The sequence below is a fragment of the Streptomyces pristinaespiralis genome, assembly GCF_001278075.1.
GTDB classification, from domain to species: domain Bacteria; phylum Actinomycetota; class Actinomycetes; order Streptomycetales; family Streptomycetaceae; genus Streptomyces; species Streptomyces pristinaespiralis.
Window position 1 is genome coordinate 44810 of sequence record NZ_CP011340.1, and the last position, 18762, is coordinate 63571.

The following is an 18762-nucleotide window of genomic DNA, read 5'->3' on the forward strand; positions in this document are numbered from 1 at the left end:
CGGGGAAACGGCGAATCCATGGTGCGGGAATCTGCACTACAGTGCGTCCGTCTCGGGGGCCTGTCAGGGTGCCCACCGCCAAGACAGTCAGACGGACGGGAGGACGACCAGCCCATGAGGTTCGGTGACGCACATGCTGCAGTGCGGCGTATCTGGACAGTGGAGCTGCGCCCGCAGGCGGACGGCCCTGCACTCGTCTGCCCCTCGTGTACCGCCCGCACCTTTCCCCTGCAGGCATCCTCCGCGCGGTCAGCCGCCCTGGCCCATCTGGCCTGCCATGTCCGCGCGAGCGCGCTGCCGGCACATCTGCGCAGTTGCCAGTGCCGGGTGCGGGGCTGCGTCTGGCATCCGCGCCATCGCGGCTGTGCTGGGCGGGTACTGCTGGCCCTGACCCGCGACCTCAGCGGCCGCACCTGGCGGCTGGTCGACGCGTGCGCGGCCTGTGCGGCGGCGACCAGCCACACCGCCGTGGTACCCGACACTCTGCTTAGCCCTCGCCGATCGGCCGCATCAGCCCCCGTCCTGCAGCGAGTCCACGGAGATGAGCCGCAACGGGTACGGGAGATGCTCACCCACCTCGCCTCCACACTCGGCTGCGTCACCTCTCCCGCCGCCCGGCTGCTGGCCCTGCAATGCGCCCTGCGCGCCGACAGGCACGGCTGCGCCCGGCTGCCGGCCGGCCTGCTGCGCGGCATGCGCCTGCACCGGCACACCGAGGCGTGGCAGGAACTGGCACAGGACCGCTGGCTCGACCTGCCCGATCCCCGGGCAGCACCGTTGCAGGTGCGGCTGCTGGACGGCGCACTGAACCAGGCCCCGTGCCGCAGCGCCCGCCGGCGCGCCGCCCACTGGGCCCTCAAGCCTGCTCCGCTCATCGTTCCGGCAGCGGCAAAACCCGCAGACCGCCTGGCCGCGCTGGTCCTGGCCGCCCACACCACCGCGGCCGGCCCCGTAGCTGACATGGCCGTCGTGGCCCGTCTGTGCGGGCACTCCCCCCAGCAGACCGAAGCGCTGCTCGACCGGCTGGTCGCCGGCCGCACCCTGGCAACCTGGCACCATCAGCGCGATACCGGCGAGGTGCACTGGCAGCCAGCTCCCCTTCACCGGCCCGTCTCCGGCTCCAGGGGGCCGTCTACGCACTGACCGCCGCCTGGTTCAATCTGCCTGCCGTCTCTCAGTCATGCGGCGGAGAAGAACGCAGGTGACTTCCGTACTATCGCCGTGAATGACTGTGCGGCAGTAACTGCTCCTGGTCACACGGCACCAGGCAGAAGAGCACACGCGTTGGATTTCGCATACGCCACGAGCATCGTGCTCGCTGGCCCGCAGCGCCCGGAAGGGGTGTGAGCAGCATGTCCGAAACCACTGCCGAAAGCACCGAGTTGACCTCGCAGTACAGCGCGCAGGTGGCCGGTGACCTTGAAAGCAACCTCAAGGAGCAAGAACGCCTCTGCAGTGAGATCGAAGCACTGCAGGCACAGTTGACTGCCCGACGGCACGACCACACCGTTCTAGTGAACATTCAGCAGGCCCTCGGCGTCCCCGCGACGACCGTTGCGCCTGAACCCGTCGCGACGGTGCCGGCCGCCCGCAAGAAGGCAGCAGGCGCATCGGGCACGGCCAAGAAGTCCCCCGCGGCCGGGAAGCGAACCGGCAAGAAGGCCGGCAAGCCAGCGGCCGCGCCGTCAGCATCACCCACGCTTGTCGACCTCGTGCGCGAACACCTGGCCGACCAGAGCGAACCGCGCTCCGCTGCCGAGATCACCACCGTACTGGGCCAGCAACACCCCAAGCGCGCCATCAAGACAACCGTCGTGCGCACCACGCTCGAAGGGCTCGTGGCGAGGAACCAGGCCCAGCGCACCAAACAGGGCGCCTCCGTCTTTTACACAGCGTCCGACGCGACGCAGCCACCCGCCGCCCAGACCGAAAGCCAGGCCCAACCGGCCAACTCCTGAGCCGGTCCATCGATGCTAATCCCCCTGCCGCCTGCCCCCTCTACGCTGCGGGCGCCTGCACTCGAAAGCAAGAGATGAGGCCGAAATGATGTCTGCGCCTGCGCTTCGGTCGACTTCATCCGGGGGTGGGCGCGGACGGAAGCCTTGAGCCTGCCGCATCATGTCCGCCGAACCCCTCGCACGGACGCAGGCAGCGAAAGCACCGCAGAGCCCCGGCCGTTCGGCTGCTGTCCCAGGCTGTGCGCGAGCGCCTGTGCATCGATTTCGATCTTCGTAAATCGGGCCAGGGGGTCTCTCGGCCGAGACACCAGGCTTACTTCGTGGATCTGTCCCTCGCTAATGACTGGGCGCGGGTAGGCAAGAACGCATTGGCCGTCCATATGAGGACAGCTGCGACGCCCGCATGCGTTGCAGGTGCCTTCTGGGGAGTGACGGACGGTGAGTTCGCACTGGGTGTCGAGCATATGCTCACATTCATCGAGGTCCTTCCCGCACAGGGAGCACAGCCGTATCGCGGTGTAGCCGACGGACAGGCCCGATCTGCGGTGCATTAAAGACTGAGGGCAGGTGTCCCAGTAGCTGTCCTCGCTGTACTCGATGTGGCAGCCGAAGATTCCTCCGACCAGGGCAGCGACGTGATGCGCATGCTGATGCGCCTGGCGGGGGCCGCATCGTGTCGCGGAGGGCCAGGTCTGCGCGGTCACTACGGGTTGCTGGCTGTCGGCTCAGCATCCTGTGTCCAGCGCGTGTCCCACTTGGCCCAGGCAGCCGTTGCTTGTTCGCCCTGGGGCCCGATGTGCCGGAGGACCTCCAGTTGGCGGGTCCCCAGGACGGAACCCGAGATCTGGTTGTTACTGGCTGCGGCAGTGAGAAGCTGCTGCAAGTCGTCTTCCGTCAAGCTGGGAGAGAGGGCGTTTACCCACTTCAGGACGGCCTCGCCGCCCTCGTAGGAGCTGGCGTCGGCAACCAGTTCGATGAGAGGCGGGATGAGTCGTCGGTCAGGGACATCGCCCAGAAATGGCGTGAGCTGCGCGAAGTGCATCTGACGGGAAACGAGAGGAATCGCTTCGCTGAGCCGATCGAGCAGCATGCGGTCCACGGGAGCGGCGGGGAGGGCTCCGTTGTACAGCTGGTGAACGATGACCAACTGGTTGGCCGGCACGTTCTTGAGGAGTTCCTCGATGCGCGCGCGGGTGCCTGCGTGAAGGAGTTCCCAGACACCGGGCACGTAGCAGAGCCCAGCCACCAGGGCTATTAGGCCTTCGTCGTCCAACTCATTCTGCTTGCGCTCCAGAACGGAGCGCGCACGCTCCTCGAACTCTCCAGGAGCGATCTTCTGCAGCTCTCGAGCCGTGCGGGTGTGGTTCCACCGCCAAGTGCTGTCCTTCTCCTGGTTGAAGGTCTCCTTGCACACCACTTTGATCAGGTTTGCCCGTAGCTGCGGCGTCCCGTGGTCCATGTAACTGGCGCGCAGGTGGTCAGCAAGGCGGCTGTCGTCCCGGGGGAACGATGCGGATGCGATGTCGCGACCGAATCGTTCCAGCGCTTTCCTCCCTGTTACCGCCTGATGCGACAGCACTGCGTCCACGGCGGCCCTCAGGTGGGCCCGCACCGACTCGGCCGTGGGGTTGAACAGATCATCACTGTCAGGGATGAAGGCCGGGTGTGCGCAGAGATGCCGGTCCTCGTACAGACGAAGGAGCTGGTCCCGCTCGTGCGAGCCGATGAGCTGGAGGTCTTGGTGGGCTTTGGTCAGCAACTCCCGCTCGAACTTCTGCAACTCGTTGATCTTGTTGTCTTTGATGGCTGCGTCGAGCTTGTCGCGGTGTGCCTTCGCGTTCGCGTCCCCCTCGTCGGCGAGGAAGCGAAGCTTTTCGATGAGATCCGCTGCGACGGCGATCCAGATGGCGATGAGTGCCGAGCGGTAGGCACCGCCGCTGTAGGCAGCGATGGCCTCGTCGATGTAGCGGCGCGATTTAGCCGATCTCACCTGGTTTCTGATATCTTCCAGTGCGCGCACGCCCACCCCTTCAGTAAGTTTCTGCTGTGATCAGGTTAAGGACGTGGGCGGCGGACCATCAGCCGATATCGATCGTCCAAGCCGGATGCTCACCCCGGGACGTCCATCCTCGAGGCGGGTGGCATGACTGTCTGCGATCGTCTGACCGGCAGTCACAAGATCGACGGAACTTCCACCATGAACTTGGTGCCCTGGGCACGCTGGGCGGCGGCGCACTCTTCGGCCGGCCAGGAGCCGCGGGGGGCCTCCGGCGGGGAACCGCTCCAGGACGGTTCGGGCCTGAGCGGTGGTGGCGGCCATCAGAAGTCGCCGTCGTCCACGCGTTCGTGGATGTCGATGAGGTGGGCGATGGCGTCGGGGTTGTCCGCTAGGCCGACCCTCTGCCCGAGCGTGGTGAAGACGGGATCTGGTCCGCGGTCGGGGGCGAAGATGACGCAGTAGTCGCCATACCTGTCGAGCACCGTGTCCCGCAGGACCGGACTTCAAGGGCGTCGAGAGTGAGCCGGGCGTTCTCGCCAGGTGCCGGCGGCTGGAGCAGGGTGCCGGTCGCGCGCAGCAGGTCGCGTGGCTGTATGCCGGTCAGCAGCTCGTGGGTTATCCGGGGGTCGCCGCTGGTGCAGGTGATGACCGCGTCGGGGGCGTCCTTGGCGACGGTCTCGACGTCGGCGGGTCGGACGATCAGATCGAAGGTTGCGGTGCCGTGCGGGCCGGGGGCGGGGATGGCGTCGACTCAGCCGTCGACGGCGCAGTGCTGATGATGAACCGCGCCGTAGAAGCGGTCGAGAGCCTTGCGGCGTTCTTCGGCGTCCGGGGAGCGCAGCGCCCACAGCAGCGCCGGTACCTACTCGGCCGAGCCGTACGCGTGCTCCATCGACGCCCAGTCGATGTCATGAAGTCCGTCGAACATGACTCAGAACCATGCCAGGCGGCACTGACGAGGCCTGTGTGCTCACGTCCGCCCACGGCAGAGTACAGGCTCTGACACGAGGTAGCCATGTGTGCAGCCTCTACCACCAGGACGGCCGGAACGGCGTCCTCGGCTGTCCACTCCCCCTCGAACCAGACGTCCGTGCTTGGTGCGGGCCTTGGCGAGCCAGGCGCCGCTCTTGACGGTGTCTCCGTCGACGCGGATCGTCTCGCGGGCGGCAGGGATGCAGCCTTCGCGGTGCAGGAAGAGTTCCAGGAGCTGGACGGTCTCCTCGAAGGTACGGCGGGCGCGACGGACGGGGGTGAACGGGTTGGTGTCGGGGGTGAGGCCGAGGGCGGCCATCAGTTGCTGCTGGCCGGGGTGGAGGGTGGGCCAGGTGGTGAGCTGGCGGTGCAGCCAGGAGCCGATCTTCACCCCGGCCAAGAGGGTGGCGCAGGTGAGTGCGGCGGGGTCGGCGCCGGATTCGAGGTGGGCGCGCAGCAGGTGGTACTTGCGGTGCCAGTCCGCTCCGTGCAGGAGGCGCCAGTCGGTGCGGCGCGAAGCGGAAATGCGAGGAACTGCGGCTCAGCTCGCCGCTGCCACGCGTAGGGCCCTGCTGAGCAGGGCAGGGTTGCCCAGGCGGCGGCGCAGTTCCCTCTCCAGCCCGGCGACCGGCACCAGGTTCTGGGGGGCCCGGGCGTCTTTGTACTCGCAGCTGGCGTACCGCGGCAGTACCAGTTGCGAGAGGTTGGCCAACGCGATCGCCTCCGGGGTGGGGATGTCGGCGGCGCATTCCAGCCGTACTATTCCGGCCCACGGGGCCCCGGGCGTACACGGTAGGCGTAGGTACCAGGCGTGCCGGTCCCAGGAGGTGCCCATCAAGAACACCGGGGTGCGTTCGCCGGCGGCCAGGGCGCTGACCATCGCGTGCAGGTCGGGCGGCAGGTAGGCGGTGCGGTGGGATTTGATGAGCCCCAGCGCTCGCGGCAGATGGGTGCGGCCGCGCAGCGGACCGTCCACCACCAGCAGGTCCGAGCCGGCGGCGACGCCGTGGCTGGCCAGGGCAGTGCGGGCGTTGACGGCGACGAGAATTTCAAGGTCGCCGAGTCGGCGTTGCAGTGCCGCTGAGAGCAGCACTGCAAGGTTTTCTTCCTGGTCCTCAAAGGTGATGTTGGCCTGGTAGGTACCGGCCGTGGTGGGCACGTCGACGGCGTTGGTGGCGGTGGTGAACAGGCCGCGTCGGGATTCGATGGTCAGCAGGTGCGCGCCACGGTCGGGGCAGCAGCACACGGTGCCGGCCGCATAGGAGGCGCATAGTGCCATCTGGGCGTCGTCGGCGTGGTTGATGGCGCTTGGGGCCGGTTCGGCGGCCGGGGGCTGCTCGATCCAGATGCGGGCCTCGACGCGGCGTACGCCGTCGACGAACAGGACTGCGCCGGGGTCGGGCACGTGGGAGGTCGAGATGGGCTTCCAGTCGGCCGGGGCGAGTTCGAGGTCGGGGATGACTTTGGCGGTCGAGTCCCCGATGGTGTTCTCGGCGTTTTCGACGCTGGAGCCGTAGGTGGGGTCCCAGCCGTCGACATGGAATCGCATCCGGGCCGCATGTGCCGTGCTTGTCATGTGCCTTCCCGGGTGACGACGGAAGTGTGGGGGTCGCGGTGTACTTGAAAGCGGACCGGCACCCGTTCGGCGAGCCCGGTGACGTGGGTGATCACCCCGACCATCCGCTCCCCTTGGGCGAGATTCTCCAGGGTGTCGGCGACCATCTCGAGCGAGTCGGGATCAAGGGTGCCGAATCCTTCGTCGAGGAATATGGACTCGAGCTTCGTCGCGCCGCCCATGCCGGCCAGCTGGTCGGACAGGGCCAACGCCAGTGAAAGGCTGGCCTGGAAGGTTTCGCCGCCGGACAGGGTGCGAACCGAGCGTTGTGAGTCGGCGTCGGAGTGGTCGATGACGTAGAACTCGCCTTTGTGGTGGCTGAGGTCGAATCGGTCACCCGACAACCGGCGCAGCGACTGCGAGGCACCCGCGACCAGGATGTCGAGGGCTGAATCGGCCAGCCACTGCGGGAACTTGTTGGACCGCATCAGCCTGGCCAGCTCGGCGGCCACCTGTTGCTGGGTGCGGGCGCTGTCGATCTTGTCCTGTATGGCGGCGGCGTCGGCGAGGCTGCGCTGGATCATCTCTACCCGGCCCCGGGCCCGCTCGGCTGCGACCGCTACCACCCGGGGGGCCTGGGCGGCGCGCTCGGAGCCGTCGCCGAGGTCTTGGGGATCCAGGTCGTGGTCGCGCAGCAGACCCTCCAGTTGGCCCAGGAGTTGGTCGGCTTCGCTGTGTGCGGTGTGGGCGTCGGCTTGCGCGCGCAGGGTGTCCGCCTGCCGGTCGTCGGCCGCGCGGATGGCCCAGGCGGCCAGGCTGGCCCAGGCGGCGGCGAGGTCGTCGGTGTCCAGGCTCGGCGGTTTAAGGGCCGCCACCGCGTCCCGGGCAGCAGTCAGCTCGGACCAGGCGGTCGCGGTGCGAGCCTGCCACTGCTGCTGTTCGGCCTCCGCCGCCTTGAGTGCCTCGCGTGTCTGACTTGCCTCGGCTGTGGCGGTCTCCACGGCCGCTTCGAGGCGGTCGCATTCCTCCAACAGGCCCGGCAGTGCATCTGCGGGCGGCGCCTGGTCCAGCAGCGTCTGCAGTTCGCTCAGGCGGTCGGTCAGGGTGCTCTGCGCGTGGTCGGCGGCTGCGCTCTGCTGGACGGCGATGGTGTGGACGCTGTGGGCGGTGGCGTGTGCTTGCTCGGCTACTTCCAGCGTGGCGGTCGCGTCCTGGTGGGCCTGATGCGAGGTGGCGGCCTCGGCCTGGGCGGCTGAAAGGTCGTCTTCCACCGTGGACCTCTGGGCCTGGGCCCACGCTTGCAGGTCGGACCAGGCGGCGGTCACGTCATGGGTGTCGACGGCAGGCGGGTCGAGTTCGGCCAGGGCGCCCAGTTGCGTGTGGAGTCCGCTGCGGGTGCGATCGATCTCCCTTTGCAGCGTGGCGACGGCCGCAGTGGCGGAGGTGTGCGCGGCTTCGGCCTCCTGTACCGCGGCACGTGCCTGCTGCTCGGCGGCGACCAACTGGTCACGGGCTGCAGCGCGTTCGTCAAGATGGGCGCGGTCGGCGTCGCAGTCGCGTTCGGTGTCGGCAGGACGATCGGGCAACAGCGTGCCCAGCCGCTCATCGAGCAGGGTGCGCCGCTGGGTCAGGGTGTCCGCGGCGCGCTGCTTGGCGGCAACCGTCCTGGTGGCGGCCTGACGCTGGGAAAGCAGGTCACGGTGTTCGCGGACCGCAGCGTCACGCGCGGCCTGGGCGGCGGCCAGGGCCGGGTCGGACAGCGGCGGCGGGAGGATGGTGACGCTCTGCTCGCAGACCGGGCAGGCGTGGCCCACCTGGAGCTGAGGGCGTAGCTGGGCGGCACCGGCGAGGGTGCGGGCTTCCTCGAGGGCGGCCGTGGCCGCGTCGAGACGCACCTGCGCGCCGGTGACCGCACTGTCGGCCTGGGCGACTGCCTCCACGGCGTCATCCAGCTCGCTGGTGGCGTCGGTGAGGGAGCTGGTGACGTGGAGGAGCTGGTCGAGTACCTCGCGCGCCTCGGTGAGCCGGCTGCCGTCGCCGGCGGCGGTGAGCGCGGAAGCGGACTGGTTGTGCCGGTCGCGGGCCGCGGCCAGCTGGGTGGCGGCGGCGTCGGCCTGCCGTGCCAGAGCCGCTGCCCGGCTGGTCAGATCACTGGCACCGTCGGGGGTTCGGACGGGAGCCAGCATCTGTTGGCGACGCTGCAATGCCGCGTACGCCTGTTGTACCCGGTCGCGGCGGCCGCGGGTCTCCTCGGCGGTGCGGCGAGCCTTAGTGACGGCGTCTGCCAGCGCCCGTAGCCGCTCCTCGCTCTGCGCCAGCTCTTGGCGGGCACGCTGCGCAGCCGCGATGACTGCGTCGCGGCGCCCGGCCAAGCCGGCCTTCTCGGTGTAGCGGTCGCGGGCAATGTTGAGGACAGCGCGCTGCGGGCCGGATTGGGCAGCTTTGGTGGCGTCGGCCAGGGTCTGGGCAGCCGCGTCGGCGGCGTCGCGGGCCTTGTGGGCGGCTGTCTGGGCCTCCACGGCACGGCGCTGCAGCTCTCCGATGCCGTCCGGGGTGCGGAGGGGGGTGAGCCGGGCGAGTTCGGTGCGCAGAGTGGCGACACGTGCGTGGGCGTCGTCGGCGCGGGAGTGTGCCTCGGCGACGCGGGGCACGAGCTGGTCGACGGTGGCGGCCAGCTGTCCCAGTGCCGAGAGGCGTGCCTGGGCGTCGGCCTCGGCTTGCGGGGTAGCGTCGGCGTGCCGGCTCAGCTGGTCGGTGAGGACCGCGATCTCCTTGGCTGCTTCAGCCGCCTGGGCGCCGGCGCGTTTGCCGATGCCTTCGTAGTGGGCGGCTCCGAGCAGCTTGAGCAGGATCTGCTGCCGGTCGCGGGCGTTGGCGGACAGGAAGCGGGCGAAGTCGCCCTGGGGCAGGACGACGCACTGGCAGAAGTCGTCGAAGGACAGTCCGAGCAACTGCTCGATGGCGGCGTTGAGTTCCTTGATTTCTCCGGCCAGTACTTCCGGCTGTGGCCCGTCTGCGTCGGTGACGACCGCCGTGGGGTCGGCGAACTTCACCAGGCTGACGGTCTTTTGCTGGATCTGTTGGCCGACGCGGCGGACTTCGCGGGCGACTTGGTAGCGCTGGGATGCGACGTCGAAGGTGAGCGAGACCGTGCAGCGGTTGCTCGTGGGGGCGAGCGCGTAGGCGATGGCGTTGCTGCGGCCCCACCGGTAGGCCGAGCCGTACAGGGCGAAGGTGAGGGCATCGAGAACGGTGGACTTGCCTGACCCGGTGGGGCCGACGAGGGCGAAGTAGTCGGCGTTGGTGAAGTCGACCACGGTGGGAGCGCGGAAACCGGCGAAGCCGTTGAGCTCCAGGCGAACGGGGCGCATGTTGAGGGATTCCTTTAGCGGGTGTCAGGGCCGCTGGGTCAGGAGCGGGCGGTCGAGCGGGTCAGGTCGTCGTGCAGGTGGTTGAACAGGGCCGTGACCCGGTCGTCGCTGACGCCGACGCTGTGGCAGTAGTCGGAGAACAGTTGCGCAGGCGTCTTGGTCGGCTGGTGGGTGGCGATGCCCGCCGTGGCGCCGGTGCTCGCGTGGTCGGGGTGGATGCGGATTTCGAGGGCGTTGGGGAGGGCTTCCAGCAGGTCGTCGCGCATGCTGGCGTAGGCGGGCTGGGTGATCACGAGCCGGAGGTAGTCCTCGCCGTAGACGGCGGGGTCGGCGGTGAGCTGGGCGACGGTCCCCTCGATGGTGCGCAGCCTGCGGCCGGCAGTGACCGGGATGTCGGTGATCTTCGCGGGGGTGCCGGGAGAGGCTTCGACGAGGCAGACCACGTGGGTGTTGTTCTGCTCGCCGAAGTCGATCGCATAGGGGGATCCGCTGTAGTGCACCGGGCAGGCGGCCGGGATCGTCTGTCGGCGGTGCAGGTGGCCCAGGGCCACGTAGTGCGCTTCGACGGGGAAGATAGCGGCGGGCACGTGGTATTCCATGATCGATTGGGCTGCCCGCTCGCCGCCGCCGAAGACGCCGCCGGTGCACGTCAGGTGGGCCATGACGATGTTGACGGCGTCGGAGGTGAAAGCCCCTGTCAGGTTGTCCAGGACATCTCGGATGAGCTGGTCGTAGGCGCCGACGTTCTGGGACGGGGTGTTGGCGATGATCTCCGCGGCGCGGACGGCGTAGCGCTGGGAGAGAAACGGCAGAACGGCGACGTTGACGCGCTCGTCGGTGGACTTGGCGCGGAAGCTGTGCACGCCGCCCTTTGCGGCCGGGCGGGCCTGGCCATAGACGTGGATGCCGGCGATGTCCATCAGCGGCTTGTAGGCCTCGAGTGTGGCACCGTGGTCGTGGTTGCCGGCGATCAGGACGACCTCGATGTCCTGCTTGGCCAGTTGCAGCAGGGTGCGCACGACAAGCCTTTGGGCGTCCGCGGTGGGCGCGGCGTTCTCGTAGAGATCGCCAGCGATGAGGACAGCATCGACGTCGTTGCCGACGGCTATCTGGGTGATCTCACGCAGTACGCCTGCCTGCTCCTCGAGCCGGTTACGGCCCTTGAGGGTCTTGCCGACATGCCAGTCGGAGGTATGCAGAAACTTCACCGGGTCGGTCCTTTTCGGATGGCTGAAGCAGAGCAGCGGATTGCGTCAGGCGTGATCTGAAAGCGCGTCGGCGGACGTCAGAAGGGCGGCTCGTCGATGGCCCCATCGTCGGGGTCGTCGAACCACGAGTCGCTCTGGGTCTGGGGCAGCTTGCTGAACGGGTCCGGTCGCGCCGCACCACCGGCGTTCGAGTCAGCAGGCGAGGTGCCGGTAGTGAAGGTGGGGTCGGCGACCTCGGAGAGACGGGTGGCCCAAGCGGGGAAGGGGAATTCGACGGCCAGCGGCACCGGGATCTCGGGCTGGGAGACGAACATGGTGCCGGGCTTGGCGAGGGTGGCGCGCTGCCGCTGCGAGGTGGGCAGGAAGCCATACTCAGGGCGGCCGGCCTCGGCGGGATCGAGCCGGCCGACGATCTTGATCGAGGAGTTCGACACGATGCGCCGTTCCACCTCGGAGGCGGTCTGCTGAGCGCCAATGAGGATGATGCCGAGCGAGCGGCCGCGTTCGGCGATGTCGAGCAGGACGTCCTTGATCGGTGAGGAGCCCTCGCGGGGCGCGTACTTGTTCAGCTCGTCGATCATCGTGAACAGCAGCCCGCCCGGACCGGCTTGCTCCTTGCGGTCGGTCTCCGCGGCTAGCACGACACCCACAACGAAGCGTTGGGCCCGCTCCGGCAGGTTGTGCAGATCCACGACGGTGACCTGCTGCCCCGAGGTGTCGATGGAGTGCGTGACCGGACGGTCGGTGACCGTGCTCAGGTCGCCACGAAGCAGGGGGCCCAGCGGCCTTTGGGACGACCGCAGCCGCCGCACGAATGCGTTGACGGTACCCATTCCCACCGCCGGCCCCGCCCAGTGGGCGCGTGTGCCCTCGTCGGTGACCTTCTGGGAGATGAACTCGATCATCTCTGCCCAGGTGCGGATAGTGGTTCCGTCGATGGCGACCGCGCCGTCGTTCCCTGCGGCCTGGGCCTCGTGGCGCAGCCGGCTGGTGACCTGGTGCACGACGATCGTGTACTGGTTCTTCTCGTCTTCGACGTCGGCGAACACGTACGGGAGCAGTTCGCGTTGGCAGAACTCCGCGAGCGTCCACCAGAACGCGGTGACGCCACTGGTCCGGCCGGTGACGTGGGGGCGGCCGGTGGTATCACCAGGCAGCGGCGGCGCGTAGAAGCCGGCGGAGGCAAAGGGTCGAGCGGGCAGGCCGAGCCGCGCGTACGCGGCGCGTAGCGTCTCGTCGAGGCGGGTGTTGGGCTGGTCGACGAACAGCAGGTCCTCGCCCTTGACCGAGAAGATCAGGGCCTTGGCGTTGACCGCGCGGCCTCCCAGGGCACCCGAGGTGAACAGCGAGTGCAACAGGAACAGCGCGAAGCTGGTCTTGGTCGCCACCCCGGAGATGCCTGAGATCGACACGTGGGCGCCGCGGGTACCGTCGAGGAACTCGAGGTTGAGATAGATCGGTTCGCCGTCACGGCCGATGCCGGCGGGGATCCGCGCGTCCATCTTGTCGAAGTACAAGGCGGCGTCCCGGTCAGCACCCGCCGCCCGGATCGCGACTGCGCCGGGGCGTGGCGGGACGTAGCACTCGGGCTCGACGCGGGTGGTGGTGACCTCAGCGATCTCCTGCACGGTCGCCGGCAAGATCCCGTCCGCAATGAGGAACACATCCGAGCCGAACGCGGCGCCCTCGTGGCGGGCGACCACCTCCGTCACCACCCCTGAGGTGACGACCTCGCCGTAGCCGGGGATCTGCCGACGGGTGCTGACCACGTCGTCGAGCTGCAGATACGCATCTGGGGAAAGGGCGACGTGAAACTTCAACGGTGTGGAGTCCTCAGTGCCTGCAACCTTCCCGACCTCCTGCTCGACACCGCCACTGGGGGGCAGGCCTCCAGGCGGCTGCTGACTCGTCAGGGGCGCTGAACCGCGGCCTGAGGTAGTGCTTTCGACGCCCGGGGTTTCGGAGTCGGTGTCGGTCATCGGCGGTCCCTGTGCCTATCTCATCGTGCGGCGGGGCGGCCCTGGCGGCTGGCGGTGACACCGTACGCCGGGGCGCCGAAACTACTGGGCAGTTCCACAGATTGCCGGGACTCCAAAGACGCCCAGTCCCGACGGGCACAGGGGCGGCTTACCCTGCAGATGCGCAACCCGGGCAAGGCCGGTACCCGTCAGTCCCGCCCACCGGTCCCCCAGCTCTTGAGCTCGCAACCGGACGCGTGCCAGAGCTCGTTGGCTAACTTCCCCCGCTGGAGCGCTCCACCATCGACGCCGGACCACCCACGTGTTGGCCGAAGGCGCGTCGCTGATCGCCGACGGGTGATGTCGTGGTCGGTTTATCCGCGTCACAGGGCACAGGCGGATGGCGTCGGCGAGAAGCGGTCCCGCCCTGTTGTTCGTTCTCCCCGACCGCAGCATGGGTGGCCGGGCCGAAGTCGGCCTGCAGACGTACGGCCTGAACCGATCGTTCTGCCGAGCGCAGCCGAAGAGCAGGAAATTTTCGGCACACAGACATGCCAGATACATCCGCACCCCCGGCGTGCTGGGCCCGCACCACGAACGGCACAGGCGGTGAATAACCGCCTCAAGCACCCCACCCGCACGCGGTCTGCGCGCATCCTACACACGATCCCTTCACTATGCACACACATTTCGCAACCTCTCGCACCACCCCTGGAAGCAACACGGCGGCGGCCTCCCGAACGCAGCGCTGATCGGTCACGCTGCTGCGCGTCCCAGGTGAAGCTGTCCGGTCGACTCCGCTTCCCGGCAGACGTGCGGTCCCCTTCACTGAGCCCAGGCGCAAATGCTGAACGAGGCTGCTCGCTCAGCGGTGGGCTGCCATATGGTGGAGGCGGCGTGGATACCTCGGGCCACACCAAGGAAGAGCAGCCCCAGTGAGGCGGCCGATGCGACCCACTCCCCAGGCAACCGCGGCGCCGGTCACCAACATCGTCCACACCCACGGCCGCACGCAGTACGTGCACATCGGCAGTCCAACGGGGCTTGCCACCCTGAGCTGGCCGCTGCAGGCAGAAGCGTCGTAGGGACGCCGCCGCCCTGCAATGCCCGTTGCCTTCGGAGTCCTGTGGTCTTGGAGCGACGGGTACTGGGGGCCGGAGCTGTCAGACTCGCCCTGCGGGACACGTGCCGTCACGCGCTGGACGACGGTCGGTACGGCAGCCTGCTGCTTCCAGCCCCCGCTCAGCAGTCGCTGTTCGATGCGTTGGATTGAGACGCCTGACACTCAGACGACGATGCCCACTGGCACTCCCCCGCAGACCATCAGTCGCCGACCACAGCGCCGACACTTTCCCCGCGCCGATCTCGAGCCCCGCCTCCGCCAGCAGCCGGCGCATCTCGACCGCCTGGAGCAGGACTAGAGGCGTCGGCAGAGAGGATCAACATTTCGTGACCTTGGTCCCCTTGGTGTATCAGTCCAGAGGTCCCCGTGGTGAGCCTTCTGGCGGCGGGGTGTTGGCCAAGCGTGCAAATGACGTGCAGCGGCGGTGGCCAAGAGCGACGATAAGGGCGGGCGAACGGTCGTGACTGTTGTTCCGTGTCTACAAGTCGTTGCCTTCCTTACAGCCTCGGGGAGCACGGGTGTAGCGGTCATGCCGGATGTTCTCCCTGGAATCGCGTTACCTGCTGGAGGAACCCAATGACCGACCGGCCTGGACCGCAGCTGCCCGACGAGCCCGAAGGCAGCGCGGAGCAAATCCCGGCACCGGCGGCCATGCCCGTCGTGAGTGCGAAGAAGGCGGAGCGTCCGTCCCCTCGGCTGGACGTGTCCTACACTCCCGTGTCCAACGGCATGGACTACCTGGTGAGCGTCTTTCAACACCTGACGGAAGGTGCGACACCTCCGAGCGCCCGTGACCTCAAGTACACGGTGCTTCACCTTCAGGCGGCCACCGAGGTACTGCTCAAGGCCCGTCTGGCGCGCGAGCACTTTAGCCTTATCTTCGCCGACCCCACCGAGGCGACTCACGACGCGTGGCAGAAGGGCGACTTCAAGAGCTGCGGCACCCTGGACGCGTTCGACCGGCTCCGCAACATCGCCCGCCTCGCAATCGAAGAGGACGACCGGAAACGGATCAAAGACCTATCGGACCACCGCAACGCCCTTCAGCACTACGGGCTGAAGCACAACGCGTACGCCATCGAGTCGCGTGCGGCGAGGGTGCTCGACTTCCTGATCGCTTTCATCCACAGACACCTCATCCCGGAACTCGAACCCGCCGAAGCTAAGGGCGTCGAGCAAGACATGGACTCGTTCCGGTTGAAACTCAAGGGCATCGAGACGCTGGTCAAGCAGCGCATGAATAACCTCCGGAGCGAGCTGGCCAAGGTCACCGACGTGACGGTGAAGTGCCCCGACTGCGAGCAGTGGGCCTTGGTCGCTAACGGCAGGGACGAGGGCCCGACCTGCCTGTTCTGCCACCAGGTATGGCCGCAGGATCCAGAGTCCGCAGCCGCCAACTATGCATGGATCATCTTGGGGCTGGACAACTACTCCGCCATCAAGGACGGTGGAGACTCTCCGGTGGTCGAGTGTCCGGACTGCGAAATAGGCGCTCTGGTGATCGAAGCGGTGACCGCGGCGGGCCAGCCCGATGCAACGCCCCTGTGCTTCTCGTGCGGCACCGTATTCAAGAACTTGATCGACTGTGAAGGTGGTTGCGGGACTGTCCTCGACATCGGCCCCGACGAAGATGCGATCCACATATGTCGCAACTGCATTGAAAACCGCTACGCGCGGTTCTGATGGCCAGGCCCAGCCACTCGTCATTCGCCCCTCGTGAGAGGAGCCCATGGCTCGACGGCCGCACGAGGCAGCCCGGCATGAATGTGCGCTCCTGACGGGCTGTCCAAATGGAGATGGTCACCCTATGCGATCACTCGCAGGACGCCGCACCTGCCCGCCATGCTCAACCCGAAGGGGGGATCCCGCGTGATCGTGCTGCCGCTCGTCCCCGATGTTCCCGTCTACGGCATCGGGACGGCAGACCAGCCGTTCCCGGCAGTGGTCGGTATTGAGGAGCCGTTCGACTCGGCGCACGCGGAGATTCCGAAGGAGCTCCGCGAAAGGAAGGAACGCATCGAGGCGTTCACCCAGCAGAAGCGGACCGCGGTGGCGGCGGTGAACAGTGGGGTGCCGCTGGAGGAGGTGGCCCGGTGGGCGGAAATGCCCACCGAGGTGCTGAGGAGGATGCTGACGGCAGGCAAGCAGGAAACATGCGGTGGTACTGGCATCACAGGATCGTGAGGCTCACGGACGCGGACCCGACGCTGGAGGCGGCGCCGAGCACGAACCGCTGATCCAATGCGGCCTGCTCCTTCACGCACCGGTTGGCAACCGCCGGATGCAGGCCGCCGATATGCCGGCATGGCGCCAGCGGCGGACAGGCCGGTGGTTCTTGACTCCCCGGCCTGCTTCGCTTCCTCATTCCCGCAGCACGATCTGCTCCGTGCCTCCACCGCCTACTTGGCGCGACCCCTTCGGCGGCGCTCCCAACAAGCTTTGCAGCCTGTACCTCTTTTCGTGCGCTGGTCGGGAGTAGTGGTCCACTTGTGGCCGCAGGCTGCGCAGCGCCAAAGACACCGTTTCCCGGAACCTGGCCCAATATCCCAAGCTGTAAGCATCGCGTCATCGATTACCTTGACCAGCTCTTTCGCGAGGTCGGGGTTGAGGTCAGCCAGCGATTGCCCTGCAGCGGGGCGCCGGCGTGCTGCGCCGCGGCGTTTCACGCTGCATGGAGGACAGCCACTCTTCCGACCTGGGATTGTGCGCGCGTTTGGAGTCGCCTCCCACTCGTGGCCACAGACCGAGCACTGCCACAAGCACTTCAGCCCGCTGCCTCGCCGGAGATCTTGCGCGGTCATCAGCGGGTCGCTGATCACCTTGACGAGTTCCGCAGCAATGTCCGGTTCGCGATCCTCGAGCGACTCGCCGGACTTCGGACGGATGATCGCTTGAGCGAGTTTCTGCCGCCCACAGTCCGGACACCCTTGTCCGCGCAGCGTCCGCTTGTCGAGCCTTGCTTCCCAGGTACGCAAACACATCTGGCACTGCCAGACGCAACGGTCTGTGCAGCCGGGCGGCATCCAGTCCACACCTCGGCCTGGGTGATCAAGATTGCGCCGGAACTCGTCCGCAAGATGTGGGGCAGCGTCTCGAGCCGATGGGCTAGGAGGCGCAGCGCAGACCTCGGACCACCTCCTGGTTGCTGCGGTAAGTGCGCTTGTGATCCCATCCTGGTCAAGGTCTTTCCAAGCGATGCCTTGGGCATCGAGCGATCGCCCGATCACTCGAGCCCATGACCAGGCGTTGAGCCCTGGCGCTACTTCGACGTGCACGTAGCCGTCTACGCCTAGCACTGGAAGGCCGCGATGACGTGCTCGAAGGACGGCATGCCCATTGGCAATCAGTTGCTGCGTCTTACGGGTATCCCGATCGACGCCCTCCGACGACGCATGGCTCCCCATCGGGTCCAACTCGATGATGAGCGGCACTTCGGGCAGCCGAAGGTCTACCTCGCGGCGTCGTCCGGTGGCAAGCGTGACTGTCTGATGAAGCTCTACGACGAGCCCGGTAGCGGCAGACAGCAGCGCTGCGACCTCGAACTCCAACCGGGAGCGGCCGTGAGTCCTGCAATCGGGGCAACCATTTCCTGCGGTCCGGTCAACAACCCGCGCGGACCACAGATGCGCGCTGTCGCACTCCCATTCGCAGAGATAGTGGCTAGCCGGACCGAGACGATCAGGACCGCGGCCCGGCATCTCGATGTTGCGGCGGAACTGGCGTGCGATGTCGGGCCGTAGCGCCTTGAGGGACTTGGCGGGAGACGGGGCCCTATTGGAAGTCCGGTGACACTCAGGGCAGCCGGTCTGGTTGGTACCCGTACGGCTGCTGAGCTTAGCCGACCACGTTGAGGAGCATGCGCGACACTTCCACCGACACAGGTCGGCAACGCCGCCACTCATAGCCTCCCACGGTGTACCGGGCCGGCTCAGGTTCTCAACGAACTCGTCCGCGACAAGGTCGCGACGACACGCCAGGCACAGCGGATGCTTGGCCCTGTTCCGGGCTCCACACTGCTGGCAGCGATCGGGGTCAGGCTCTGACGCAGATGCGATACCACTGCCAGGCCCAGGAGGTGGCGGGGGCGGCACGCTTCGGGCAGCCAGGGCGTACGGCTCCCCAGTCTCCTTCATCCGCTGGCGCACGGTCTTCTTGCGGGCGTTGCCCCTGGTCACGGACCGATCTCCTTCTCGGCGTGCCCCACGCGCAGCGCCGTGATAACGGCATGACCCAACCACTCGCGAATCGGAGATCCTTGGCCAACTCCCAGACAGCGTGGGTTGAGTTCCGGAGTCGCACAGGCTGGCGAAGTCAGCCGTCAGTCACTCTAGCGTGACTGTGCGTTTCTGTCCGCAGCTTGGTGAAATGGCAGCAAGCCGCCAACTGGGGGCTGATTGGTGACTTACGCCTCTGGCGGACTGGTCCCGCCCCCGCGTGGGCCAGGGGATGGCCGGTGCGGGGACTTGGCCCTCTCCCGTTACTGCTGGCCGAGCCAGGCGAGAATCAGGCCACCAATAACGGTGCCCGTCGCCTGGACTGCGACGTGGACCGCGAACTCAAGGAGTCGCTGCCGCTTGCTGGGCTTGCTGTTGTGCATGAGATGTCCCCTCTCAACTGA

Annotated in this window: 12 protein-coding genes; 4 read left to right on the plus strand and 8 right to left on the minus strand. The window is 67.5% G+C overall.

Annotated features, from left to right (window positions below; genetic code table 11):
* Positions 1 to 564: 564 nt before the first annotated feature.
* Together SPRI_RS39000 and SPRI_RS00160 are read left to right on the plus strand one after the other, a co-directional pair.
* The gene (locus SPRI_RS39000) at positions 565 to 1143 is read left to right on the plus strand and encodes a hypothetical protein (protein WP_234020486.1); all 579 of its coding nucleotides are present in this window, start codon (positions 565 to 567) and stop codon (positions 1141 to 1143) included.
* Positions 1144 to 1352: 209 nt separating this feature from the next.
* Complete coding sequence (locus tag SPRI_RS00160) at positions 1353 to 1958, plus strand: hypothetical protein (RefSeq protein WP_037775686.1); 606 nt, start codon at positions 1353 to 1355, stop codon at positions 1956 to 1958.
* Between the two features lie 703 nt (positions 1959 to 2661).
* Here the strand turns inward: SPRI_RS00160 and SPRI_RS00165 are convergent.
* From SPRI_RS00165 to SPRI_RS00195, 7 genes are all read right to left on the minus strand, one after another.
* Positions 2662 to 3978: a hypothetical protein gene (locus tag SPRI_RS00165; RefSeq protein ID WP_158685264.1), complete on the minus strand. Its 1317-nt coding sequence runs from the start codon at positions 3976 to 3978 to the stop codon at positions 2662 to 2664.
* A gap of 299 nt (positions 3979 to 4277) precedes the next feature.
* A complete protein-coding gene (locus SPRI_RS38340) occupies positions 4278 to 4439 on the minus strand; it encodes a hypothetical protein (RefSeq protein WP_005322195.1) in 162 nt (53 codons plus the stop codon).
* A gap of 488 nt (positions 4440 to 4927) precedes the next feature.
* Entirely contained in the window at positions 4928 to 5320 is a 393-nt protein-coding gene (locus SPRI_RS00175; RefSeq protein WP_234020485.1) for a hypothetical protein, read from the minus strand.
* Between the two features lie 150 nt (positions 5321 to 5470).
* Complete coding sequence (locus SPRI_RS00180) at positions 5471 to 6505, minus strand: hypothetical protein (RefSeq protein WP_037775684.1); 1035 nt, start codon at positions 6503 to 6505, stop codon at positions 5471 to 5473.
* The gene (locus SPRI_RS00185; protein WP_005322191.1) at positions 6502 to 9855 is read right to left on the minus strand and encodes an AAA family ATPase; all 3354 of its coding nucleotides are present in this window, start codon (positions 9853 to 9855) and stop codon (positions 6502 to 6504) included. The genes SPRI_RS00180 and SPRI_RS00185 overlap by 4 nt, the downstream gene beginning before the upstream one ends.
* 38 nt (positions 9856 to 9893) lie before the next feature.
* Positions 9894 to 11063: an exonuclease SbcCD subunit D gene (locus SPRI_RS00190; protein WP_005322190.1), complete on the minus strand. Its 1170-nt coding sequence runs from the start codon at positions 11061 to 11063 to the stop codon at positions 9894 to 9896.
* A gap of 77 nt (positions 11064 to 11140) precedes the next feature.
* Positions 11141 to 13042: an ATP-binding protein gene (locus SPRI_RS00195; protein WP_199782735.1), complete on the minus strand. Its 1902-nt coding sequence runs from the start codon at positions 13040 to 13042 to the stop codon at positions 11141 to 11143.
* Between the two features lie 1678 nt (positions 13043 to 14720).
* Between SPRI_RS00195 and SPRI_RS00200 the strand changes: the two genes are divergently transcribed.
* Both SPRI_RS00200 and SPRI_RS39005 read left to right on the plus strand, forming a co-directional pair.
* The gene (locus SPRI_RS00200; RefSeq protein ID WP_005322187.1) at positions 14721 to 15827 is read left to right on the plus strand and encodes a hypothetical protein; all 1107 of its coding nucleotides are present in this window, start codon (positions 14721 to 14723) and stop codon (positions 15825 to 15827) included.
* A 186-nt stretch (positions 15828 to 16013) separates the two neighbouring features.
* Entirely contained in the window at positions 16014 to 16328 is a 315-nt protein-coding gene (locus SPRI_RS39005) for a hypothetical protein (RefSeq protein ID WP_238996192.1), read from the plus strand.
* Positions 16329 to 16543: 215 nt separating this feature from the next.
* Here SPRI_RS39005 and SPRI_RS39920 read toward each other — a convergent pair whose 3' ends face one another.
* Positions 16544 to 18277, minus strand: coding sequence for a zinc-ribbon domain-containing protein (locus SPRI_RS39920; RefSeq protein WP_359660367.1), 1734 nt, complete (start codon positions 18275 to 18277; stop codon positions 16544 to 16546).
* Between the last annotated feature and the right edge of the window lie 485 nt (positions 18278 to 18762).